General features: G+C 28.7%; 21 protein-coding genes. 16 read left to right on the plus strand and 5 right to left on the minus strand.

The window, feature by feature from the left end:
- The first annotated feature begins 16 nt into the window (after positions 1-16).
- Genes sufB through sufU form a run of 4 tightly spaced genes read left to right on the plus strand, consistent with a single transcriptional unit; the run spans position 17 to position 4,209 of the window.
- The gene (gene sufB / locus Q0F58_RS04075; protein ID WP_294372888.1) at positions 17-1,423 is read left to right on the plus strand and encodes a Fe-S cluster assembly protein SufB; all 1,407 of its coding nucleotides are present in this window, start codon (positions 17-19) and stop codon (positions 1,421-1,423) included.
- A gap of 51 nt (positions 1,424-1,474) precedes the next feature.
- Positions 1,475-2,572, plus strand: coding sequence for a SufD family Fe-S cluster assembly protein (locus Q0F58_RS04080; protein ID WP_294372890.1), 1,098 nt, complete (start codon positions 1,475-1,477; stop codon positions 2,570-2,572).
- On the plus strand, positions 2,547-3,776 hold the full coding sequence (locus Q0F58_RS04085; protein WP_294372892.1) for an aminotransferase class V-fold PLP-dependent enzyme: 1,230 nt from the start codon (positions 2,547-2,549) through the stop codon (positions 3,774-3,776). Before Q0F58_RS04080 ends, Q0F58_RS04085 begins: the two co-directional genes overlap by 26 nt.
- Positions 3,769-4,209: a Fe-S cluster assembly sulfur transfer protein SufU gene (gene sufU, locus Q0F58_RS04090; RefSeq protein WP_294372893.1), complete on the plus strand. Its 441-nt coding sequence runs from the start codon at positions 3,769-3,771 to the stop codon at positions 4,207-4,209. Before Q0F58_RS04085 ends, sufU begins: the two co-directional genes overlap by 8 nt.
- A 124-nt stretch (positions 4,210-4,333) precedes the next feature.
- Here the strand turns inward: sufU and Q0F58_RS04095 are convergent, their stop codons facing one another.
- The 3 genes from Q0F58_RS04095 to Q0F58_RS04105 all read right to left on the minus strand — a co-directional run bounded on the left by Q0F58_RS04095 (position 4,334) and on the right by Q0F58_RS04105 (position 6,610).
- Positions 4,334-4,948: a class I SAM-dependent methyltransferase gene (locus tag Q0F58_RS04095; RefSeq protein ID WP_294372895.1), complete on the minus strand. Its 615-nt coding sequence runs from the start codon at positions 4,946-4,948 to the stop codon at positions 4,334-4,336.
- 96 nt (positions 4,949-5,044) lie between these two features.
- Positions 5,045-5,608, minus strand: coding sequence for a TetR/AcrR family transcriptional regulator (locus Q0F58_RS04100; protein WP_294372897.1), 564 nt, complete (start codon positions 5,606-5,608; stop codon positions 5,045-5,047).
- 84 nt (positions 5,609-5,692) lie between these two features.
- Positions 5,693-6,610, minus strand: coding sequence for a helix-turn-helix domain-containing protein (locus tag Q0F58_RS04105; RefSeq protein ID WP_294372899.1), 918 nt, complete (start codon positions 6,608-6,610; stop codon positions 5,693-5,695).
- A gap of 277 nt (positions 6,611-6,887) precedes the next feature.
- On the opposite strand from Q0F58_RS04105, the gene Q0F58_RS04110 reads away from it, so the two are divergent.
- The 9 genes from Q0F58_RS04110 to Q0F58_RS04150 all read left to right on the plus strand — a co-directional run bounded on the left by Q0F58_RS04110 (position 6,888) and on the right by Q0F58_RS04150 (position 15,891).
- Complete coding sequence (locus Q0F58_RS04110) at positions 6,888-8,279, plus strand: MATE family efflux transporter (RefSeq protein WP_294372901.1); 1,392 nt, start codon at positions 6,888-6,890, stop codon at positions 8,277-8,279.
- A 472-nt stretch (positions 8,280-8,751) separates the two neighbouring features.
- Entirely contained in the window at positions 8,752-9,702 is a 951-nt protein-coding gene (locus Q0F58_RS04115) for an ABC transporter substrate-binding protein (RefSeq protein ID WP_294372903.1), read from the plus strand.
- A 15-nt stretch (positions 9,703-9,717) separates the two neighbouring features.
- A complete protein-coding gene (locus Q0F58_RS04120) occupies positions 9,718-10,770 on the plus strand; it encodes an iron ABC transporter permease (protein WP_294372905.1) in 1,053 nt (350 codons plus the stop codon).
- 2 nt (positions 10,771-10,772) lie between these two features.
- Positions 10,773-11,570, plus strand: a complete 798-nt coding sequence (locus Q0F58_RS04125) for an ABC transporter ATP-binding protein (RefSeq protein ID WP_294372907.1) — start codon at positions 10,773-10,775, stop codon at positions 11,568-11,570.
- Between the two features lie 413 nt (positions 11,571-11,983).
- Positions 11,984-12,898, plus strand: coding sequence for a DMT family transporter (locus Q0F58_RS04130; protein ID WP_294372909.1), 915 nt, complete (start codon positions 11,984-11,986; stop codon positions 12,896-12,898).
- A gap of 384 nt (positions 12,899-13,282) precedes the next feature.
- On the plus strand, positions 13,283-13,633 hold the full coding sequence (locus Q0F58_RS04135) for a CidA/LrgA family protein (RefSeq protein WP_294372930.1): 351 nt from the start codon (positions 13,283-13,285) through the stop codon (positions 13,631-13,633).
- Positions 13,630-14,334 carry an LrgB family protein gene (locus Q0F58_RS04140; RefSeq protein WP_294372914.1) on the plus strand — a complete coding sequence of 235 codons (705 nt, stop codon included), beginning with the start codon at positions 13,630-13,632 and terminating at the stop codon, positions 14,332-14,334. The genes Q0F58_RS04135 and Q0F58_RS04140 overlap by 4 nt, the downstream gene beginning before the upstream one ends.
- Positions 14,335-14,621: 287 nt before the next feature.
- On the plus strand, positions 14,622-15,230 hold the full coding sequence (locus Q0F58_RS04145) for a hypothetical protein (protein WP_294372916.1): 609 nt from the start codon (positions 14,622-14,624) through the stop codon (positions 15,228-15,230).
- Positions 15,223-15,891, plus strand: a complete 669-nt coding sequence (locus Q0F58_RS04150) for a FadR/GntR family transcriptional regulator (protein ID WP_294372918.1) — start codon at positions 15,223-15,225, stop codon at positions 15,889-15,891. The genes Q0F58_RS04145 and Q0F58_RS04150 overlap by 8 nt, the downstream gene beginning before the upstream one ends.
- 313 nt (positions 15,892-16,204) lie before the next feature.
- Here Q0F58_RS04150 and Q0F58_RS04155 read toward each other — a convergent pair whose 3' ends face one another.
- The gene (locus Q0F58_RS04155; protein WP_294372920.1) at positions 16,205-17,146 is read right to left on the minus strand and encodes a sugar-binding transcriptional regulator; all 942 of its coding nucleotides are present in this window, start codon (positions 17,144-17,146) and stop codon (positions 16,205-16,207) included.
- A gap of 210 nt (positions 17,147-17,356) precedes the next feature.
- On the opposite strand from Q0F58_RS04155, the gene trpB reads away from it, so the two are divergent.
- Positions 17,357-18,544, plus strand: coding sequence for a tryptophan synthase subunit beta (trpB, locus tag Q0F58_RS04160; RefSeq protein WP_294372921.1), 1,188 nt, complete (start codon positions 17,357-17,359; stop codon positions 18,542-18,544).
- Positions 18,537-19,328, plus strand: a complete 792-nt coding sequence (gene trpA / locus Q0F58_RS04165) for a tryptophan synthase subunit alpha (RefSeq protein ID WP_294372923.1) — start codon at positions 18,537-18,539, stop codon at positions 19,326-19,328. Before trpB ends, trpA begins: the two co-directional genes overlap by 8 nt.
- Positions 19,329-19,478: 150 nt before the next feature.
- On the opposite strand, the gene Q0F58_RS04170 is transcribed toward trpA, so the two are convergent.
- Entirely contained in the window at positions 19,479-20,357 is an 879-nt protein-coding gene (locus tag Q0F58_RS04170) for a LysR family transcriptional regulator (protein ID WP_294372924.1), read from the minus strand.
- Positions 20,358-20,616: 259 nt separating this feature from the next.
- Between Q0F58_RS04170 and Q0F58_RS04175 the strand changes: the two genes are divergently transcribed.
- Complete coding sequence (locus tag Q0F58_RS04175; protein WP_294372926.1) at positions 20,617-21,543, plus strand: ketopantoate reductase family protein; 927 nt, start codon at positions 20,617-20,619, stop codon at positions 21,541-21,543.
- The last annotated feature ends 230 nt before the right edge of the window (positions 21,544-21,773 follow it).

Below are 21,773 nucleotides of genomic sequence, written 5' to 3' on the forward strand. Positions count from 1 at the left end.
CAGGAAAGGAGAATAAATGAAGGAAAAAACATATATAGACGATATTGATAGAAATATTTACGATCAAAGGAATGAAGAAAAGGATTCTTATAAAGTAGATAAAGGTCTTACACAAGAAATAGTTGAACAGATTTCCAGAGAAAAGAAAGAACCTTTGTGGATGAAACTTTTTAGGCTTGAATCCCTTCAAATATATAATAATATGGATGTGCCTGACTGGGGACCTTCTTTAGAAGGACTTGATATGAACAATATTGTAACATATGTAAGACCAAACACTCATATGACTGCTAAATGGTCAGAAGTACCAAAAGATATAAAAGATACTTTTGAGAGACTTGGAATACCAAAAGCAGAACGTAAATCACTTGCTGGAGTTGGTGCACAGTATGATTCAGAATTAGTTTATCATAATGTGAAAGATGAAGTACTGAAAAAGGGAGTAATTTATACAGATATGGAGAGTGCATTAAAGGGTGAATATGCTGAAATAGTAAAAAAGTATTTTATGAAGTTAGTAAAACCTAATGATCATAAATTTGCAGCGCTTCATGGAGCTGTGTGGTCTGGAGGTTCATTTGTATATGTTCCATCTGGTGTATCAGTGACTATTCCACTTCAGTCATATTTCAGATTGAATGCTCCAGGAGCAGGGCAGTTTGAGCATACTCTTATAATTGTTGAAAAAGATGCACAGCTTCATTTTATTGAAGGATGCTCCGCACCTAAATATAATATAGCAAATCTTCATGCAGGATGTGTGGAGTTGTTTGTTGGAGAAAATGCAAAACTTAGATATTCAACTATTGAGAACTGGTCTAAAAATATGTATAACCTTAATACAAAGCGTGCTCTTGTAGAAAAGGGAGGCACAATAGAATGGGTTTCTGGATCATTTGGCTCACATGTGTCTTATCTATATCCTATGAGCATTTTAAAAGGAAAGGGAGCTAAAGCTGAGTTTACTGGAATTACTTTTGCAGGAAAGGGCCAGAACCTTGACACTGGAGTTAAGATGGTTCATGCTGCACCTGATACATTTTCATACATCAATTCTAAATCAATATCTAAAGATGGTGGCATCAGTACATTTAGAAGTTCAGTAGTTGTGGAAGGAAATGCAGAGGAAAGCAAATCAGCAGTATCCTGCCAGTCATTGATGCTTGATGAAGTATCACGTTCAGATACAATACCTGCCATGGATATAAAAACATGTAATGCAGATGTTGGTCATGAAGCTAAAATAGGCAAAATAAGTAATGAAGCTGTTTTTTATCTCATGTCCAGAGGAATTGATGAAGAAGAGGCAAGGGCTATGCTTGTAAGAGGATTTGCAGATAATATATCAAAAGAGCTTCCAGTAGAATATGCAGTAGAAATGAATAATCTCATACAGCTTGAAATGAAAGGATGTATTGGATAAGAATTTTATATACTGAAATATTATGATTCTGCATAGAAAGAGGTGAAAATATTGCAAAAAGAAATTAAAATAAACAAACTTGTTGGAAAAACATGGAATTGGTTGAAAATGAATGAAACAGACCTTGTAATGCCAGATGAATTTTCATCTTGTGAAATGGAAATAGAAATACCTGAAAAAGAGGTTGTGTATGATAAAAGTGAAAGATCAGAGAGGCTGGATATTAAATCTGGTATGGGAGAAGACATTGATAATTTGATAAAGAGCAGCAATATACGTACAGATAAAATTTATATTAAACCTGATATAAATCTTCATAAGCCTTTACGAATAGAATTAAACTATAATGATGAGAACTTATTTAACTGCTTAGAAATATATGCAGGAGAAGGCAGCAGAGGAACTATTATAATGGAATATAAGTCTAATGAAGACTCAAGAGGAATTGGAGGAATACAGACTAAAATACATGCTGAAAAGAATGCTGAAATTCGTCTTGTGCAGGTACAGCTTTTGGGTAATGAGTGTATTCATTTAAATGATATAGGCGGTAGATGTGAAGATGGTGCAGCAATAGAAATTGAACAGATTATATTAGGAGGCGGATGCAGATATTCAGGATGTATGGTTGACTTGTATGGAGAAAAGAGCTGTATGAATGCAGATATAGCTTATGTTGGAATTGAAAATCAGAAACTGGATATGAATTATATTGCAAATCATAAGGGAAAGAAATCAAAGAGTGAAATAAATGTTAAAGGAGTGCTTGATAATAAGGCATTTAAATTATTTAGAGGTACAATTGATTTTAAAAGAGGAGCTGCGGGAGCAGTTGGAGAAGAAAACGAAGATGTCTTAATGATTAGTGAAAAAGCAAGAAACTTGACAATACCAATAATACTTTGTGAAGAAGAAGATGTTGAAGGAAGTCATGGTGCAACAATTGGTAAAATTGATGATGAACTGCTATTTTATATGAGCAGCAGGGGAATTGACAAGGAAGAGGCTTATTACATTCTTGCTAAGTCAAGAATAAATTCTTTATGTAAGAAGATAGGTGACAAAAAAGTGGCAGATGAAGTTGAAGAATATATATCACGTTTGGAGAGGAATATGAAAATAAATGAAAAGTATGAAAGAGAAGTTTAATAAGTACAGAAAGGATTTTCCACTCCTTTTGAATAGAAATATAAGTTATCTGGATAATGCTGCTACAGCTCAGTCTCCAGAATGTGTTATGAGAGCAGAAGAAGAATTTTATAAAACTTATAGATCGAATCCTTTAAGAGGATTGTATGAATTAAGTTTAAATGCAACAGAATTATATGAAAATTCAAGGAAAACTGTTCAAAAATTTATTGGTGCACATAAACCAGAGGAAATAATTTTTACAAGAAATACTACTGAAAGCATAAACTTAGTTGCATATAGTTACGGATTATCTAACTTAAAAGAAGGTGATGAAATAATTGTAACTATTATGGAACATCACAGCAATCTTATTCCATGGCAGATGGTAGCAAAAAAGACTAAAGCAAAATTGAAATTTGTAGAATGCAGCTATGATGGACAATTTTCAGATGAATCAATAGAGAGTGCTTTTTCAGAGAAGACTAAAATTGCAGCAGTGACTCTTGTATCTAATGTTTTTGGAAGAGTAAATCCTATAGAGAAGTTTGTAAAAGAAGCTCATAAAAGAGGATGTATAGTTGTAGCTGATGCTGCACAGGCAGCACCACATATACCAATAGATGTTATAAAAATGGATGTGGATTTTCTTGCTTTTTCAGGACATAAGCTTATGGGGCCTATGGGTATTGGAGTATTGTATGGAAAAGAAAGTTTATTAAATAATATGGAGCCATTTATGACTGGAGGAGAAATGATTGAATCTGTCAAAAGAACAGATGCAGTATTTGCAAAAATTCCATCAAAATTTGAAGCAGGAACTGTAAATGCAGGAGGAGCTGTAGGCCTTGCAGCTGCTATTGACTATTTAAATTCAATTGGATTTGAAAAAATAAGTGAAATAGAAAATGAACTTACAGAAACTGCTCTTATGGAGATGAAAAAGATTCCTGGAATAAATATTATCGGTTCAGAAAATGCAAAGGAACATTGTGGAATAATTACATTTACAGTTGATGATGTACATCCTCATGATGTGGCTTCTATTTTAGATTGTGATAATGTTGCAGTAAGAGCAGGTCATCATTGTGCACAGCCGTTAATGGACTATCTTAATATAAAATCATCAGTAAGAGCAAGCATCTCATTTTACAATAATTGTTATGACATATATAACTTTATAAATAGTTTGAAACAAGTCAGGAGGAAAATGGGATATGAGTAACAGAACTTTTTATAATGAAATTCTTACGGAACATAATCTTAACCCAATTCATAAAAGAAAAATGGAGAATCCAGATCTTATATTAGAAGGTGTAAATCCCAATTGTGGAGATGATATATATATACAACTGAAAATGGATGGAGACAGGATAATAGATGGCAGTTTTTCAGGTTCTGGATGTGCTATATCTCAGGCTTCAGCAGATATAATGTTAGACATTATAATAGGTAAAAATAAAGATGAAGCATTTCATCTGATAGATTTATTTATGAAAATGATAAGAGGAAATATAACAGAAAATGAATTAGAAGAATTGGAAGAAGCATGTTCTCTTGAGGATATTTCTCACATGCCTGCAAGGGTAAAGTGTGCTGTACTGAGCTGGCATACATTGGAGGAAATGCTTGGAAGGGTAAAAGAAGAAAGAGAATAAATAAAAATTTTTTATGAGATTTAATGATATGATATGGAACTGTATTAGAGTGTTTTAAGATTATTTAGAAATATTTTCAATCAAAAATACTTAAAAACAGTTCCATATTTTTATGAATTTTGATTTATTTGCTTACAGCATTAAGTACAAAAGATTTGTAATTTATTTTTTTAAAGTTTGTCACATCAAAACCAGCGGTATTTAAAAGTTTAGTAATCTCTTTTTGTGAATAAATTTTGAAATCTCCAGATTTAGAATATCGTAAAAAGAAATTAAATATTTTTAGAATGAAATTAAAGGGGATGGTAGGATCTCCTAAAATTAAAGTACCATCTTTTTTTAAAGTTCTTTTTATTTCTTTAAGAACTTTTAATGGATTAGGGTAATGATGGAATGAAGCATTGCAGACAATAACATCAAATATATTATCTTCATATGGAAGGTTTTCTGAATCACCTATAGTAAAGGTAGCTTTGTTTCCAAGTTTTTTCTCAGCTTCTTTAACCATTTTATCTGATAAATCAAGCCCATATAACTGTAAGTCTGCCTTTTTAGAAATGAGTTTTAGGATATTACCATTTCCACACCCAAGATCAAGTATTTTTTGTGGATGAAGTTTTATGATTCGTTCTATAATTTCATCATACATACATTTTACAAATAAACCATCATTACTAGTATTATAGGTTTCAGCTGTTTTATTAAAGTGGTTTTTAGTAGTTTCTTTTACATTTTTCATTATAAATCATCCTTTCAACTATCAATGATATATATTCAATGACATATATTCATTCGAATTTTATAAATTAACTCTCTCATATTGAGAGAGAATTTTTTACATTAAGAGTTTTAACATAAATTTTTTTAATAGCTCAATTTTTTTCTCAGGAGATAGCGAATTGTCATTTATTATAGGCATTTCACCGTATAGTAAGAATTTTGCAGTATATTTTGGATCATCGATATTGATAATTTTTTGTTTCATCCATTTTTCTAAAAGAGAAACAGCATAAGGTTCAATAGATTTAATCATTATTAAATCCAACTCTCTATGAAAATGTTCATTTTTAGAATTATCGAAAAAATTATGATATTTCTGTTTACCATTATGTGTTATAAAAAAATCACTAAATTGGTTTAGAAAATCAGTTATGTTTTCATAATCTTGTGAAAGGTACCTTATAATTGGGGCACTACATTGTTTAGCATACATGTTTAAAGCTGTTTTATATAATTCTTCCTTAGATTTAAAATATCTGTAACATAGACCTGAAACCACATTCATTTCTCGTGCAATGTCGCTTATTGATGTGAATTCATAGCCTTTTTCTGAAAATAATTTCATTGCAGTATCAATTATTTCCTGTTTTCTAATTTCTGGATCTTTAGATATTCTCATTTATTTATCACCACCAAGCTTTCATCTGAAGTTAATTTTAGCATTTCAATGAATAAATGTCAATGAAAAGTATTCATTCAATAATCAGTGGGATTTAAACACGTTTTTTCTATAAGCAGAAGGAGAAATGCCAAATTTATCTTTGAAAAGTTTGCCATAATAACTTGAATGGTTAAATCCGCAGGAATAACATATGTCTGATATAGGTATATCTGTTTCCATTAAGAGCTGCATCGATTTTTTCAGTCTGAAATCAGTAAGATAAGAAAAAGGTTTTGTATTAATCGTTTTTTTAAAGCAGCGAAAACATTCACTTCGACTTATATTAGCAGAAGCAGCTATATCATTTATTGTTATGTTTTTAAAATAATTATCATGTATGAAGTTCAACATCTGCTTAAGTCGGTACTGTGAAAGAGAATTAGTGTTATCAGTATTATTTTTATTTAGATATATAGAAGAAGTATTTATTACAATAAGCTGCCATATTTCAGATAATTTATTTTTAATTGATAATTCAAAACCATAAGGCATTTTCATTTTCAATTTATATATATCAAGGACCAGAGATATGATATCTGACTTCCATAAGTAAGTCTTGTCTAATTTTATGTAAGATAAAAAAGGACATTCAATTATTGGTTTTATATATTTTCTGTATATTATGCTTTCAATATCAGAACATAATAGTTTTGTAGAAGCAACTACAGAAATCGTAAATGAATTTTCATATTCTTTTAGAAGTTTTGATAAGTGAAGTTTATTAGCATTGACAAAGATTCCTTCACCTTCATTTAGAATCAATACTTCATTTTCAGTATGATACTCTACTTTTCCTTTTAAAATTATGGTAAATTCTATTTCAGGGTGCCAGTGCCAGTTTATCACATTCATATAATATTTTGAAAAATCATTGTAATAAGCATTCATTGGAAAATCAAAACTTCCATGAGAAACTGTTTCAAGAAGGTTTTCATCTACTGGAATTCTATTCAATTTCATTTCTAATAACTCCTTTCATACGTATTTTTGATTTGATTATAATATATACAGGAAAAATACAGAATAAAATAAAATTTGGGATTATATTTATATTAAATGGTTTTATATTTATATAAATATAGGATATCAGGTATTATAATTATACAAGAAATTAAGAAACAATTATAGTATATATGTTCTAATAGTAGAACTGTATAACAATAAAAAAATTTAATTATTTCTTATAAATTGTTAATTAGACTATATATTTTAATATTGAGAGGAAGAGGGATAGATAATGAGTAAAACCAGGACAAAAGATATGACAAGTGGAAATGTATTTAAGCTTATTCTTGGATTTTCAGTTCCACTTCTTTTTGGAATGTTATTTCAGCAGTTTTATAGTATGGTTGACACTATTATTGTAGGGAAGTATCTTGGTGTAAATGCACTTGCAGCAGTAGGTTCAACTGGTTCAATAAATTTCATGATAATAGGTTTTTGTATGGGTGTATGTAATGGATTTGCAATACCTGTTGCTCAAAGATTTGGAGCAGGTGATTATAAATTACTTCGTAAGTATGCAGCAAACAGTGGATGGCTTTCAGTGATATTTTCAGCAGTAATGACATTTATAGTGTGTATTTTGTGCAGAAATATTTTGATATGGATGAATACGCCTCTTGATATCATTGATGGTGCATATGATTATATTTTTGTAATATTTTTAGGAATACCAGCAACATATCTCTATAATCTGTTGTCAGGAATAATACGTTCACTTGGTGACAGTAAGACACCACTGGTATTTTTAATATTATCATCAGTTATAAATATAGTTTTGGATTTATTTTTTATAATAAATATGAACATGGGAGTTTCAGGTGCAGCATGGGCAACTGTAATAGCTCAGGCGGTATCAGGAGTTTTATGTTTTATATATATGGAAAAGAAGTATGATGTTCTTAAATTTGAAGATAAAGATGAACTTAAATTAAATGGAGACTGTATAAAAAATTTATGTCTTATGGGTGTCCCAATGGGACTGCAGTATTCAATTACAGCTATAGGAAGTGTAATACTTCAGACAGCAGTAAATGGATTAGGATCATTGGTTGTAGCATCAGTAACAGCAGCAACAAAGATAATTATGTTCTTAAGTTGTCCATTTGATTCTTTAGGATCAACAATGTCAATATATGCAGGACAAAATATAGGGGCTAAAAAGCCAGATCGTGTATCTGAAGGTGTAAAGGCAAGCACGATAATAGGTTCAGTGTATTCATTAATTGCACTTGCTGCTTCTGTATTTTTTGGAAAGTATATAGCTCTTTTATTTGTGGATGGAGGAGAAACAGAAATTATTTCACAAGTATATATGTATCTTATAATTAATGTTTTATTCTACATTCCATTATGTCTTGTAAATGTAGTTAGATTTACTATTCAGGGTATGGGATTTTCAATGTTTGCAATACTTGCAGGAGTTTGTGAAATGATTGCAAGAAGCATATGTGGTTTTGCCCTTGTTCCTATATTCGGATATATTGCAGTATGTCTTGCGAGTCCTATTGCGTGGATATTTGCAGATGCATTTCTCATACCAGCATTTAGGAGTGTGCTTAAAAAGACAAAGGAAGATTTTAGAGTTAATAGTACAGATAAAATGGTTATTGAAAAAGCGTTATAGATATAAAAAGCTTTTATCTGATGATAAGATAATTTAACTTTCATTGTAAAAGTTCATAAAGTAGGATGAAAAGTAGCTGTCGCATAAAGATTAAATCGTATTATGTTTAGTATCAAACGACTTGATTGATATTATATATAGCAGGTGGATTTATTAATACGTCAGCTGCTTTTTATATTTTTCATTAATATACACATGTTTTAGAAAACCACATAATAATTAATAAAGAAATCTTTCAAAGATTTCATCCTTTATTGCTAATTGTCTATTGTTAATTGGAGTATATAAATGATGATTGATTTAATAAAGTATAATTTTTCTTGAAATGCAGATATTATAAATATATAATATTCAAATGAATAAACATGGCAGTTTTTTTGCAAGGAAATGATTGAAAAGAAATAAAGTGAGAATTTGCCATAATTAAATATATTGTTCTTTAAATAATAAAGAACATGCAAAGGAGAAAACAATGAAAAAAATATTAAAGAAATTTACCACTGGACTGTTACTTGTTATATTTGTCTTAAGTATGGCAGGATGTGGAGAAATTAAAAATAGTCAAAATAATAGTTCTGTAAACTTAAATTCTACAGAGAGTTCAGAAACTGTATATCCTTTAAATATTAAAGATTCTTTTGGAAATATGGTAACTATAGAAAAAGAACCCGAGAAAATTATTTCAGCTGCACCTAATATAACAGAGTTAATATTTGATCTTGGTTCACAAGATAAACTTATTGGAAGAACTGATTACTGCGATTATCCAGAAGAAACAAAAAATATTGAATCCATTGGAACTATAATGTCACCTGATATAGAAAAAATTATAAGCCTTGAACCTGATATTTTAATAGCGTCAACACATTTTAACCAAGAAAATGCACAGAAACTTGAAGAAGCTGGAATCAAAGTCGTTTCATTGTATGAAAAAGATGATGTTGATGGTGTATACACTATGATTGAAACAATGGGAATGATATTAAATAAAAATAAGGAATCTGAAAATTGTATAAGTGAAATGAAAAAAACAATAAATGATGTACAGAATGCAGTAAAAGATCTTGAATATCCAACTGTATATTATGTAGTAGGATATGGTGAAGGTGGAGATTTTTCTGCGCCTGAAAATTCTTTCATAGGAGGCCTTATAAATCTTGCAGGAGGGAAAGATATAGTTCCTTCATCTGATAGCTGGTCATTTTCATTGGAATCACTTATAGAAGCTGATCCATATATTATAGTTATAGGAAAAGGACAAAAAGAAGATTTTATGTCTAAAGAAGGATATAATGAATTGACAGCAGTAAAAGAAGGAAGAGTTTATGAAATAGATAATAATCTCATCGATCGTCAGGGATATAGAAATAAAGATGGAGTATTAGAACTTGCAAAAATATTCCATCCAGAAGCATTTAAATAGCAGGAGGATAGATAAGTGGAGCTGAAAAGAAAAAAATATGTTTACATTAGCATTTCTTTTATTTTTCTGCTCCTCTGTATAGGAATAAGTGCATCTGTTGGTTCATCATCTATAGGAATACAAGATATTTTCAAATTAATATTTTCTAAAGTTCCTATATTAAAAGGTTTTGTGGATTCATCAGATGTTAAACAAGTATATGAAGTTATTATTTGGAAGGTGCGTTTGCCAAGAATATTGCAGGCTTCTCTTGTTGGAGGAAGCCTTGCAGTGGTGGGATGCACCTTTCAGGCAGTTTTTAAGAACAGTCTTGCCGATCCACATATACTTGGAATTTCATCAGGGGCAGCACTTGGAGCAACTATTGCAATTTTAAGCGGAATTACAATGAATTTTTTAGGAATTGGAGTTATAAGCATATGCTCATTTGCAGCAGCAATAGCTACAGTTATAGCAGTATATAATATAGGATCCATAGGAGGAAGGGGAAGTATTATAACAACCAATATACTTCTTACTGGAACTGCTATAAGTACAATGCTAAGTTCTGCAATTTCACTTCTTATGATTTATAACAGAGAACAATTAGAAAAAGTATATTTATGGACACTTGGAAGTTTTAGTTCTGCAAATTGGAGCAGGGTAATATTTTTAAGCATAATATCTTTAATATCTATTTCTGTTTTATTTATGTTTGGAAGAGAATTAAACATACTTCTTACTGGAGATGAAACTGCATATAGCTTGGGAGTGGATGTCTCAAGGATAAAAAAGATACTTATAATTATAAGTACAATTCTTATTTCTTCCAGTGTAAGTGTAAGTGGAATAATTGGATTTGTGGGGCTTATAGTACCACATTGTGTAAGACTTATAATGGGATCTGATCATAGAATGCTTCTGCCAATTTCTTATTTTGGAGGATCAATTTTTATGATTATCTGTGATACAATAGCTAGAACAGCGGCACAGCCTACAGAAATTCCAGTTGGAATAATTACAGCATTTTTTGGAGCACCATACTTTATATATCTTTTGTATAGAAGTACAAAAAGAAAGGTTTCATAAATATGAAAATTGATCGTAAAAATTTGACTATATCTCAGTTATCATGGAAAGGTGACTATGGAGATGAATACATATTAAAGAATATAAATGGAAATTTCTCTGAAGGAGGATTTTATGGAATTTTAGGTCCTAATGGATCTGGCAAAACTTCATTAATACGTCATATTCTTAAATTTTTAAATGTAAATGAAGGTTTTATATATCTCAATGACAGAAATTTAAATGATTATTCCAGAAAAGAATTAGCATGCAGAATATCTTTTGTTCCTCAGAATGTAAACATAGATATAGACTTTTCAGTATATGATATTGTTGCAATGGGAAGAAATCCATATGTAAAAAAATTTAAAGATTTAAGCAAAGAAGATAAGGAAATTATTGATTATGCATTAGAAATTACAAATTGCACAAGCATTAAAGAAAGAAAATTTTCATACTTAAGTGGAGGAGAATCACAAAGGGTTTTAGTTGCAAGGGCAATAGCACAGGACACCAAATATATAATTCTTGATGAACCAATTTCTCATCTTGATATAAAGCATCAGGTTGAGCTTATGGAAACATTAAAAAAATTAAATAAAGATGAAAATAAAACAATTATAGCAATACTTCATGATTTAAATTTATGTGCAGAGTATTGTGAAAAAGTATTTTTAATGAAAAATGGTGAAATATTTGCAGAAGGTTCTATAGAAGATGTTATGACAAAGGAAAACCTTAAGGCTGTTTATAATATTGATTTTGAAATATATAAAATAAAAGATGAGAGTATATTTTTTAGGCCCGTAATCAAAAGTTAAAGGATATTTTATGTTATATAAATTATAATTATAAAATGTCCACAACTAAATTATTCATGAGCAGAATGATTTTTAACTATTGAAAAGATGTTACGCTATAAAGCAATCTATTTTTATTTTAAAATATTTTGCTTTATAGTTTTTTTATTTGCATAAATTATTTATAACATTTCAATTTTGTTCATGAGAAAAGCTGAAAATAAATTTACTAAAAAATTCTCGTCAACCATATAAATAATATGCGAAAAAATTAATTAAAATAAACAATCTAACTTTCAAAAAAGCAAATAAAATTAAAAATATAACACATATTCCTATTTAACAAAATATTATCAGTGAAATTTAAAACTATTATAAACATGTGTTATAATCAGTTGTGAATTATAACTTAAGATAATGGTGGGTAGATAAAAATGAATAAAAATTTATTTCAAAGAAAAGGATATGTAATATTATTTGCACTTATGGCAATGGCATCATGGGGATGTGCATATCCGTTTATAAAATTAGGAATGAAAGAATTTCAGATTTTAAATACTGATTTTGGAGGAAAAATCCTTTTTGCAGGAATAAGATTTTTTTGTGCCGGGATTTTAACTTTAGTAATTTCATATTTTATGAAACAATCAATTATTATTAAATCATCAAAGGAATGGAGTTGGCTTTTTGTTTTTGGATTAGTAAATACAGGACTTCATTATTTATTTTTTTACATAGGATTGTCTAATTGTACAGGAAGTAAAGCATCTATAATTGATTCATTAGGTACATTCTGGCTTATTATTCTAGCATGTATTATCTTTAAAGAAAACATTAATTTTAAAAAAATAGTAGGATGTCTTTTGGGGTTTTTAGGAATTATTATTGCAAATGTTGGAATAGACATAGGCAGCGGCTTTTCACTTGCAGGAGAAGGAATGATGATATTAAATACTATATGTGCAGCTTTTGGAGGAATAATCACAAGAATTATAACAAGAAAAATCAATGCAATTGTAGCTACAGGCTATAGTCTTTCTATTGGTGGACTTATTTTGACTATAAGTGGAATTGCTTGTGGAGGTGAAATTACACATATCACACTAAAAGGTTTATTTTTATTATGTGGACTCATTGCAATTTCAGTAGTTGGATTTGTTTTATACAATCAGCTTATATGTTATAATCCCGTTAGTGAAATAGCAATATTCAATGCTCTTATTCCGGTATTTGGAACGATATTTTCATGTATAATGCTTAAAGAGAAATTTTCTTATAGATATTTAGCAGCAATAGCAATAATAGCAACTGCAATATATATAATTAATTTTCAAGATAAAAGTAAATAATTTTTAGGGTATCACAATATTAAAATATTGTGATATTTTTTTGTATATTAATTTTTACAGGAGGAGTTATTAAAAATTAATATTAATATATTGCAAGATTAAAAATTTATCTGATACATATAAAATGCAAAATTTGAAATGAAAAATATAGTTACAATCACATATATTTATAAATATTCTTATGTTGAATATAAAAATATATGAAATGCATCATGGATTATTATTGAAAAAATATAAAAAAAGTGCTACAGTGGTATAGTGGTATTACCACTATACTACATTTTAGAAATGAGAAAGAGTTCACAGCATATTATATAAAAAGAATATGCTAATAATTTATTAAATTTAATTTTATAACAGCTAATTTATATGGAGGTGAATATGATGAAATATTTAAAACAACTTATGATTATTTTAGGGGCATATCTTTTGGGAGTAATACTTCAAAAGGTATTTAATATGCCAATACCAGGAACAGTATTAGGACTTATAATATTATTTTTAGGATTATATAGTGGAATAATAAAAGTAGAGATGGTAGAAGATATGTGTGAAATTTTAATATCTCATATGTCTTTTTTATTTGTTCCAGCAGGAGTAGGACTTATAACAAGCTTTCATCTTTTAAAAGGAAACATTCTTGCTTTTTCTCTAATAATATTAATTTCAACAATTGTAGTATGGATAATAACAGCTTATGTAGTTAAATTTTTGAGAAAGGTGTGTTCAAAGTGAAAGAAATAATAAGTTCTCCGGTATTTGGAGTGTTTATATCTATAATAGCCTATCTTATAGGTGGGATTATTAAGGAAAAACTAAAGTTTGCATTGTTTAATCCTCTTCTTATTGCAATAATAATTTTAATTGCAGTATTATCATGTTTCAATATTGATTATGCTGATTACAGCAAAGGTGGAGATATTATTTCATTTTTCCTTGCACCTGCAACTGTTGCATTAGCTCTTCCATTATATAAAAAGTTTGAATTATTTAAGAAAAATGCAGTTCCAATACTTATAGGAATAATATGTGGTGCATTTACTGGAATAGTAACCATAATAGGTCTTTCAAGAATATTTAATATTTCAGATGAACTTACAATATCATTACTGCCAAAATCAATTACAACTCCAATAGGAATGGCACTTTCAGAACAGCTTGGAGGAATGCCTTCTATTACAGTTGTTGCAATAATAATTACAGGAATTTTAGGCTCTATAATGGGACCATTTTTAGATAAGATATTAAAAATAAATGATAAGGTTGCAATGGGAATAGCAATGGGTAATGCATCCCATGCAGTTGGTACAGCAAGGGCTTTGGAAATTGGTGAAACAGAAGGAGCTATGAGTAGCCTTACAATTGCAATTGCAGGAATTATAACCGTTCTTATAGCACCTCCTATATGGAATGTTTTCGCAAGTTTTATTAAATGAGGATTTTTTATATAAGTATAAATGTCAAAGTTAATTCAACATATAGCATGTTGTAAGCAAGCATAAATATTATATATTGGTTATAGTATATAAAATCACAATTATAAAATATCCACAAATAGATATAATAAACTAAAAAGAAAAAATAATTTTCAACAGTGAAGCAAAAGATAAATATAGGTATGAGTATAATAAAAATGCGTTACATAAAATTTTGATGAAGTATTATCAATGAATTATAGTAATTTGTACTATTCAAAAAGATTATAGTGAGGAGGAGAATTTATATGGATTTAGATTCAAAAAGAAAAATCAGACCTTTAGAAAAAATAGTATCTTCCATAGATAATATTTTAATGGAAAGCAGAGAACAGAAGCTAAAAGAAAAATTGGGTAAAAAAATCAAAAACAGCATTTTCACAGAGGATATATTATCGAAACTTAATGAATGTGATTTTACAAATATGACAGATGAAAGTTGTGATATGACAAGACTTTTTGAAAGCATATTTCCTATATTTATAAAAGATGGCAATACTACTTTTAGATTATATAAACATAAAATTGAAGTTGATTTATCAGATGAAATGAAAGACAGATATATCTATATATTTTCTGATGGAAGATTTACATCAGGATTATTCCAATGCTTCAATATAAGTGATGATGAATATGTATATGGAATTAAGAAAATAGTAGATGTGATTCCAAAAATAAGAAGAGAGATATTTATCACATTGGAGAATTTCAAAGATAATTTGGATAAACAGAAGACAAGAATAGATAATCTTCAAAATAAAGAAAAAAAGGCAGAAGAAAATTATAAGGAATTGAATTTATATGTAGATGAAGCTATTAAAAATATATCTGTAAATGAAGGAAATGGGAATGCTTAATCCAGTAAAAAGTACAAAAATATATGAAGTGGTAATGGAACAGATAAAAGAAAATGTAAAAACAGGTGAACTAAAAAAGGGAGATAAACTGCCTTCAGAAAGAGAACTTTCAGAGAAGTTACAGGTAAGCAGAACATCTGTTAGAGAAGCATTAAAATCTCTTTCTATACTTGGACTTATCGAATCAAAGCATGGAGAAGGCAATTTTATAAAAAAAGATTTTGAAGACAGTTTATTAGAACCATTATCAATAATATTTCTTTTGCTTGGAAATGGAAATGAAGAAATACTTGAATTTAGAAAAATAGTTGAACCAGAATGTGCTGCTATTGCAGCTCAAAATATAAGCAAAGAAGAACTTGATGAAATCTATGATATAATGAATGAATTAAATTTATGCAGTGAAAATCATAAGAGAGCAGAACTAGATCGTAAATTTCATTATAAAATTGCTCAGGCATCTGGAAATATGCTGATTTCAACAATTATGTTTTCTATATCAGCTTTGATTGAAAAATATTTAGGCAGTTCGAAAATTTATAATAATAGTATGGAAAAGGCATGTGCTCAGCATAGAGATATTTATGAAGCACTTAAGGAACATGATTCAGAAAAAGTGAAAAGATATGTGAAAGATCATCTAGAACTTGGTGAAATTTAAAAATATATATATTAAATCTGATGGTTTTAAAAAGTATTTACATTTTATGTATTGCGTTTTATAATGGGCAATTGGTGCTTGATGATGAAATGTTTAAAAATTTTTTTGATATTTTTTATATATATCAGATAAATTTTGAATGTAATTTTAGTCTTGTAATGTATATTAGTGACTTTGAATTAATAGTATAATGATAAATATTTGAAGGAGAACAAATTTTGGATAAGAGAGTATATAGTTTTATGTAAAAAATAAAATTATATACTCTTTTATAATTAATTTATATTTCCTTTTTTGTTAATTGTTTCAAATTTTAAAGCTTTAATAATTCCTCAGCTATATCAATAGATGTCATAAATATGTCAACATATCCGCTTTTTAAAACTGCATTTATAGCATTAATTTTTTCTTTTCCTGTAGATACTGCAATAGTGGTTGTATTTTTTAATTCATTAAGAGAAATGCCGATAGAACGAGAAGTTAAATCTGTATCAATAATTCGGCCATCTCTTGAAACATAAGATGTACACACTGAAGCAGCAGCATTTTTTTCAGAGAGCTTTTTAATATCAGTTTCAGTAAAGGCACCTTCTAAATAAGAAGTAGAGGAAAGGTTTATTTCACCAATTCCTACAAGTGCTACATTACAGGATTTACCTTTTTCTAAAATTTGTGAAATAGAAGGTTCTTTTTTAAATAATTCACAGGTTTCTTTATTTTGAAAAGCAATTGGAGCATTTAAAAGACAGTAATCTCCCCCGGTTTTTCTTGCAAAATTTTCAGCAATTATATTTGCATGCCATGCCCTACCTTTAGTTCCCATATTTCCTACAAGTGGTACAAACATAAGTCCTTCTCTTGTGAGTTTATGAGCAAAATTTGAAATAGCTGCAATTGTACGTCCGCTCATTACTCCTATTATAGAATTATCTATAAAGTATTTATCTAGTTGCTCTGCACAATATTCACCAAGTTTTTTTATGCCCTCATCATTTGTATTATATGGAAAATTAAAGACAAAAGCTTCTTTTAAAGAATATTTTTTTATAAGTTTTTCTTCTAATTCAAATTCATTTGAATATGGATTTTTAATTGTAAATTCAACTATATGTTTTTTCTTTGCATAATTTAACATTCGGCATATTTGTGGTTTAGATATATCAAGAGCAGTTGAAATATCTTTTTGGCTCATGTTATCTTCATAGAATAATTTACAGATTTTTATTACAAGACGTTCATTATCATATATAGCCATGGTTTATCTCCTCATATAAATAAAATTATTTAGAAATATTTATTGAATAATTTTGAAAAACAGTATTAAAATATATCATCTTTATATTGTTAATTATAAAAGAACATATTTAATTATAAAGTAAGTGAAATAAATTTCGGTGATAGAAATATATTCTAAAAATATATTATCATATGATTAAGGAAGCTAACAAGGAAGGAATGAAGAGTTATGCAAAATAAAAAATATGGAGAGTTTGGCGGTCAGTATGTTTCTGAATCGCTTATGAATACATTAAAAGAATTAGAGGATGCATATAATGAAGCAATAAATGATCCAAAGTTCTGGGAAGAGTACAATTATTATATGAAGGATTATGTAGGAAGAGAAAATCCTCTATATTTTGCTTCAAAGTTAAGCAAAAAATATGGTACTAAGATTTATCTTAAGAGAGAAGATTTAAATCATACAGGAGCTCATAAAATAAACAATGTTATAGGACAGATTCTTCTTGCAAAACGTATGGGTAAAAAGAAAGTAATTGCTGAAACTGGAGCTGGACAGCATGGAGTTGCTACAGCTACAGGAGCTGCATTATTTGATATGGAATGTAAAGTTTTCATGGGAACAGAAGATATTGAAAGACAAAAGCTTAATGTTTTAAGAATGGAAATGCTTGGAGCAGAAGTTGTTCCTGTAACATCTGGAAGCAATACTTTAAAAGATGCAACCAATGAAGCAATAAGAACATGGTCAAAAGAAGCTGAGGATACATTTTATGTTTTAGGTTCAGCAGTAGGACCACATCCATATCCTGAAATAGTAAAGAATTTTCAAAGCATCATAAGCAAAGAAGCTAAAAAACAGATATTAGAAAAAGAAGGAAGACTTCCTTCAGCTGTTGTTGCATGCTGTGGAGGAGGTTCAAATTCAATTGGAATGTTTGCCGAGTTTATTGATGAAAAAGATGTTAAATTATATGGTGTTGAAGCTGCAGGAAAAGGAATTGAAACAGGAGAACACGCAACAGCGTTTTCTGAAAAAACTGTTGGAGTATTACATGGAATGAGATCATATCTTCTTCAAGATGATGATGGAAATATCAAACTTGCTTATTCAATTTCAGCAGGTCTTGATTATCCAGGAATTGGACCTGAACATGCTTATCTTGGAAGTACAGGACGTGCTAAGTATGTAAGTGTGACAGATACAGAGGCAATGGAAGCTTTATTAGAATTGTGTAAAATGGAAGGTATAATTCCAGCTATTGAAAGTGCACACGCTCTTGCATATTTACCAAAACTTTGCAAAGAACTTTCTAAAGATGATATTGTAATAGTATGTCTTTCTGGACGTGGAGATAAAGATGTTACTACAATTGCAAAATATATTGAAGACAGAGGTGGCTTAAATGAATAGAATAGAAAAGAGATTAAAAGAGCTTGAAAAAGAAAATAAAAAAGCTTTTATTACTTATATGACAGCAGGACTTCCTGATATGGATAAAACAGGAGAAATAATTAGAGCTCAGGCAGAAGCAGGAATTGATATTGTTGAACTTGGAATACCATTTTCAGATCCAATAGCTGATGGTCCTGTAATTCAAGATGCTTCTTATAGATCTATTCAAAAAGGTACAAATCTTAAAAAAGTATTTGAATTAGTAAAGAGTGTAAGAAAAGACTGTGAAGTTCCAATTGTTTTTATGCTATATTATAATACAATTTTATATCATGGAATAGAAAAATTTGTAGATGAATGTATTCAATGTGGAGTTGATGGACTTATAATCCCAGATGTTCCTTTTGAAGAAACATTTGAAATAAGAGAATTCTTAGATAAAAATGAAAAAGCACCTTTCTTGATACCTCTTGTTTCACCAGTTTCAAAAGACAGAATTCCTATGCTTGTTGAAGATCAAAAAGGATTTGTATACTGTGTTTCATCAATGGGGGTTACTGGACAAAATGCTGATTTCCACAAGGATGTACAAAATTATCTAAAACAGGTTAAAGAGACTTCTAAAATTCCTGTAATGATGGGATTTGGAATAAGAAATGCCGAAGATGTGGAAAAATATAAAGACATTATTGATGGATGTATTGTTGGATCGCATTTTATAACTTTAATGGAAAAAAATAATTATGATATTAATGTAATAAAGGATTATATAACTACATTTAAAACTGAATTAAACAAATAAATATAGAAATTAAAATCAAAAATGAAGTTGTCATAAAAAGCTAGTAATTTAAATTTATATAAAATTTATGACAATTTCATTTTTTATATTGTTATCAAAATCAGAATATAGAAAGGAGTCAAATTAGTTTAAGTTCATTAAATAAGAAAATTAATTCTGTAGGAATTTTATAAGGGTTTCACTGGCTATTGATAAACTTAAATTTTTTTTATAAATTACACCAATATTTCTTGGAGGTATTGGAGCTTTAATAGGTATTTCAACAAGGCTTCCATCATTTAATTCTTCATAGAGAAATTCTTTCAAGTTGGAAGTTATTCCTAATCCCATTTTTGCACATTCAATTAAAAAATCCATATTACTGGCTTCAATATCAGGTGTTATGTTTAAATCATGTGATTTAAAGTATTGATCTATAAATTCTCTTGTTGCATTAGGGTTTTCAAGAAGCATAAAAGATCCTTTTATAAAAATATCATCTATGTTTTTTAAATTAAGTTTTTTCAAGTATGTATTGCTTGCAACAAGAATATCGTGAATTTCTTTTACTTTAATAAAACCTATATCATCATCTACAGGAGCAGTACCTATAATTCCAATATCTAATTTTTCATCTCTTACAAGATTTATGGTTTCAAGAGTTGGTTTATTTATGATCTTTATTTTAAAATTTGGATAAAGCTTTATGAAATCTCTGAATTTCGGAAGAAAGAAATTTTTTCCGATAGTAGTACTTACACCTAAATTTATATTTCCCATTTCTTTATCTTTTAATTTTTCAATATACTTTTCACCTATGCTGAGAATTTTGAAGGCTGATTTAATATGTTCATATAAAACTTCGCCTTCAGGTGTGAGGGAAACTCCTTTTGAACTTCTTGAAAATAATTTTATATTTAAATTATGTTCTAAAGTTTTAATGGATTTGCTTACAGCTGGCTGTGATACATAGAGAAGTTCAGCTGCATGGGATATGTTTTTGCATTCAGCAACAGTAAAAAATACCTTATATAGATTTAAATCAACCATTAAATATATACACTCCCTAATTATTAAAAATCTTATGTGTTTAGTATGATGATGAGATTAATTATAAGTAAAAAATATATAAACATCAATAATAAAACTACGTTTTGTGTTAATTGAAACATATATATAACTTATAGTTATGGTATTTATAAATAATATATATTTCTATTATATCATAAAAAATAGTAGAATATCTTATATAGTAGATGTGTAAAATTTCCTTTAATAATTTTAGAGGAAGAAAGGATAGTGTGTGGATATGAAAATTGGTGTGGTAGGAATAGGTGCTTTAGGTGGATATTTAGGTGCTATGCTATGCAGAGCAGATGAACATGTTTGTGTTTTAAGCAGCAGCAAGAAAACAAAAGATAAAATAGCTGAAAATGGAATAACTCTTAATAGTGATGTTTATGGAAATTTTAATGTAAAACCGGATTTAGTTACGGATAATCCTAAAGAAGCAGGAATTGTAGATATTATGTTTGTATGTGTAAAAAGAAGCTGTCTAAAAAATACTGCAAAAATAATTGCACCAATGATAGGAGAATATACTATTATAGTTCCTATTGGAGGAGGAGTTGATAGTGGAAACAGACTTTATTCATATCTTGAAAGAGGAAAGATTTTAGAAGCTGTCGCATATATAAGGGCAAGATCAATAGAAACTGGAACTGTAATACATAAGAAACAAAAGTCTAAAATAATAATATCAAGCAATAAAAAACGTCCTGTATATGAAATGAATCTTCAGATAGTATATAATCTTTTGAAAAAAGCTGATATAGAGTGTGAAATCAAAGATGATGTTGAAGCAGAAGCTTGGAATAATTATGTTTTTGACTGTGCTTTTAATTTGACTGATTCATATTATGATGTTGGAGTAAAAGGAATCTTAGAAGACAGAATGAAATTTGAGACTTTCTGCAATATTGCTAAGGAATGTGAAAACATAGGCAGATCAAGAGGTGTAAATCTTCATGAAAATGTCTATAATGCAGCTATTAATTGTTTGAAGAAATTATCTAAATGGAGCATAAGTTCTATGCATAATGATATAATACATGGACGAAAGATTGAAATAGAACAATATTGCAATGATTTGTGCAGGATGGGAAGAGAAACTGGAGTTTCAACACCATACATTGATAAGGCATATAATAAATTAAAGTTATTACAAACTGCATAATATTATAGAGTGTTTATAAATGAAAAAATGGAGCTTATATATTAAAAAATCCAATTCATATATTACTCAATAATTAAGTTGTTTTATACTATATATGGTATAATTTAATATTTGTGTAACAGCTCCATTTTTATGAAAAGATTATATGGATTAATATGCTATTTATTTTAAAAATTGATGTGTTTTTCCCATATTATAGGCAATTCTTATGATACAGTTTTCTTCTTTAG

Origin of the sequence: uncultured Clostridium sp. (assembly GCF_934754915.1) — a bacterium.
Taxonomy (GTDB): domain Bacteria; phylum Bacillota; class Clostridia; order Clostridiales; family Clostridiaceae; genus Clostridium.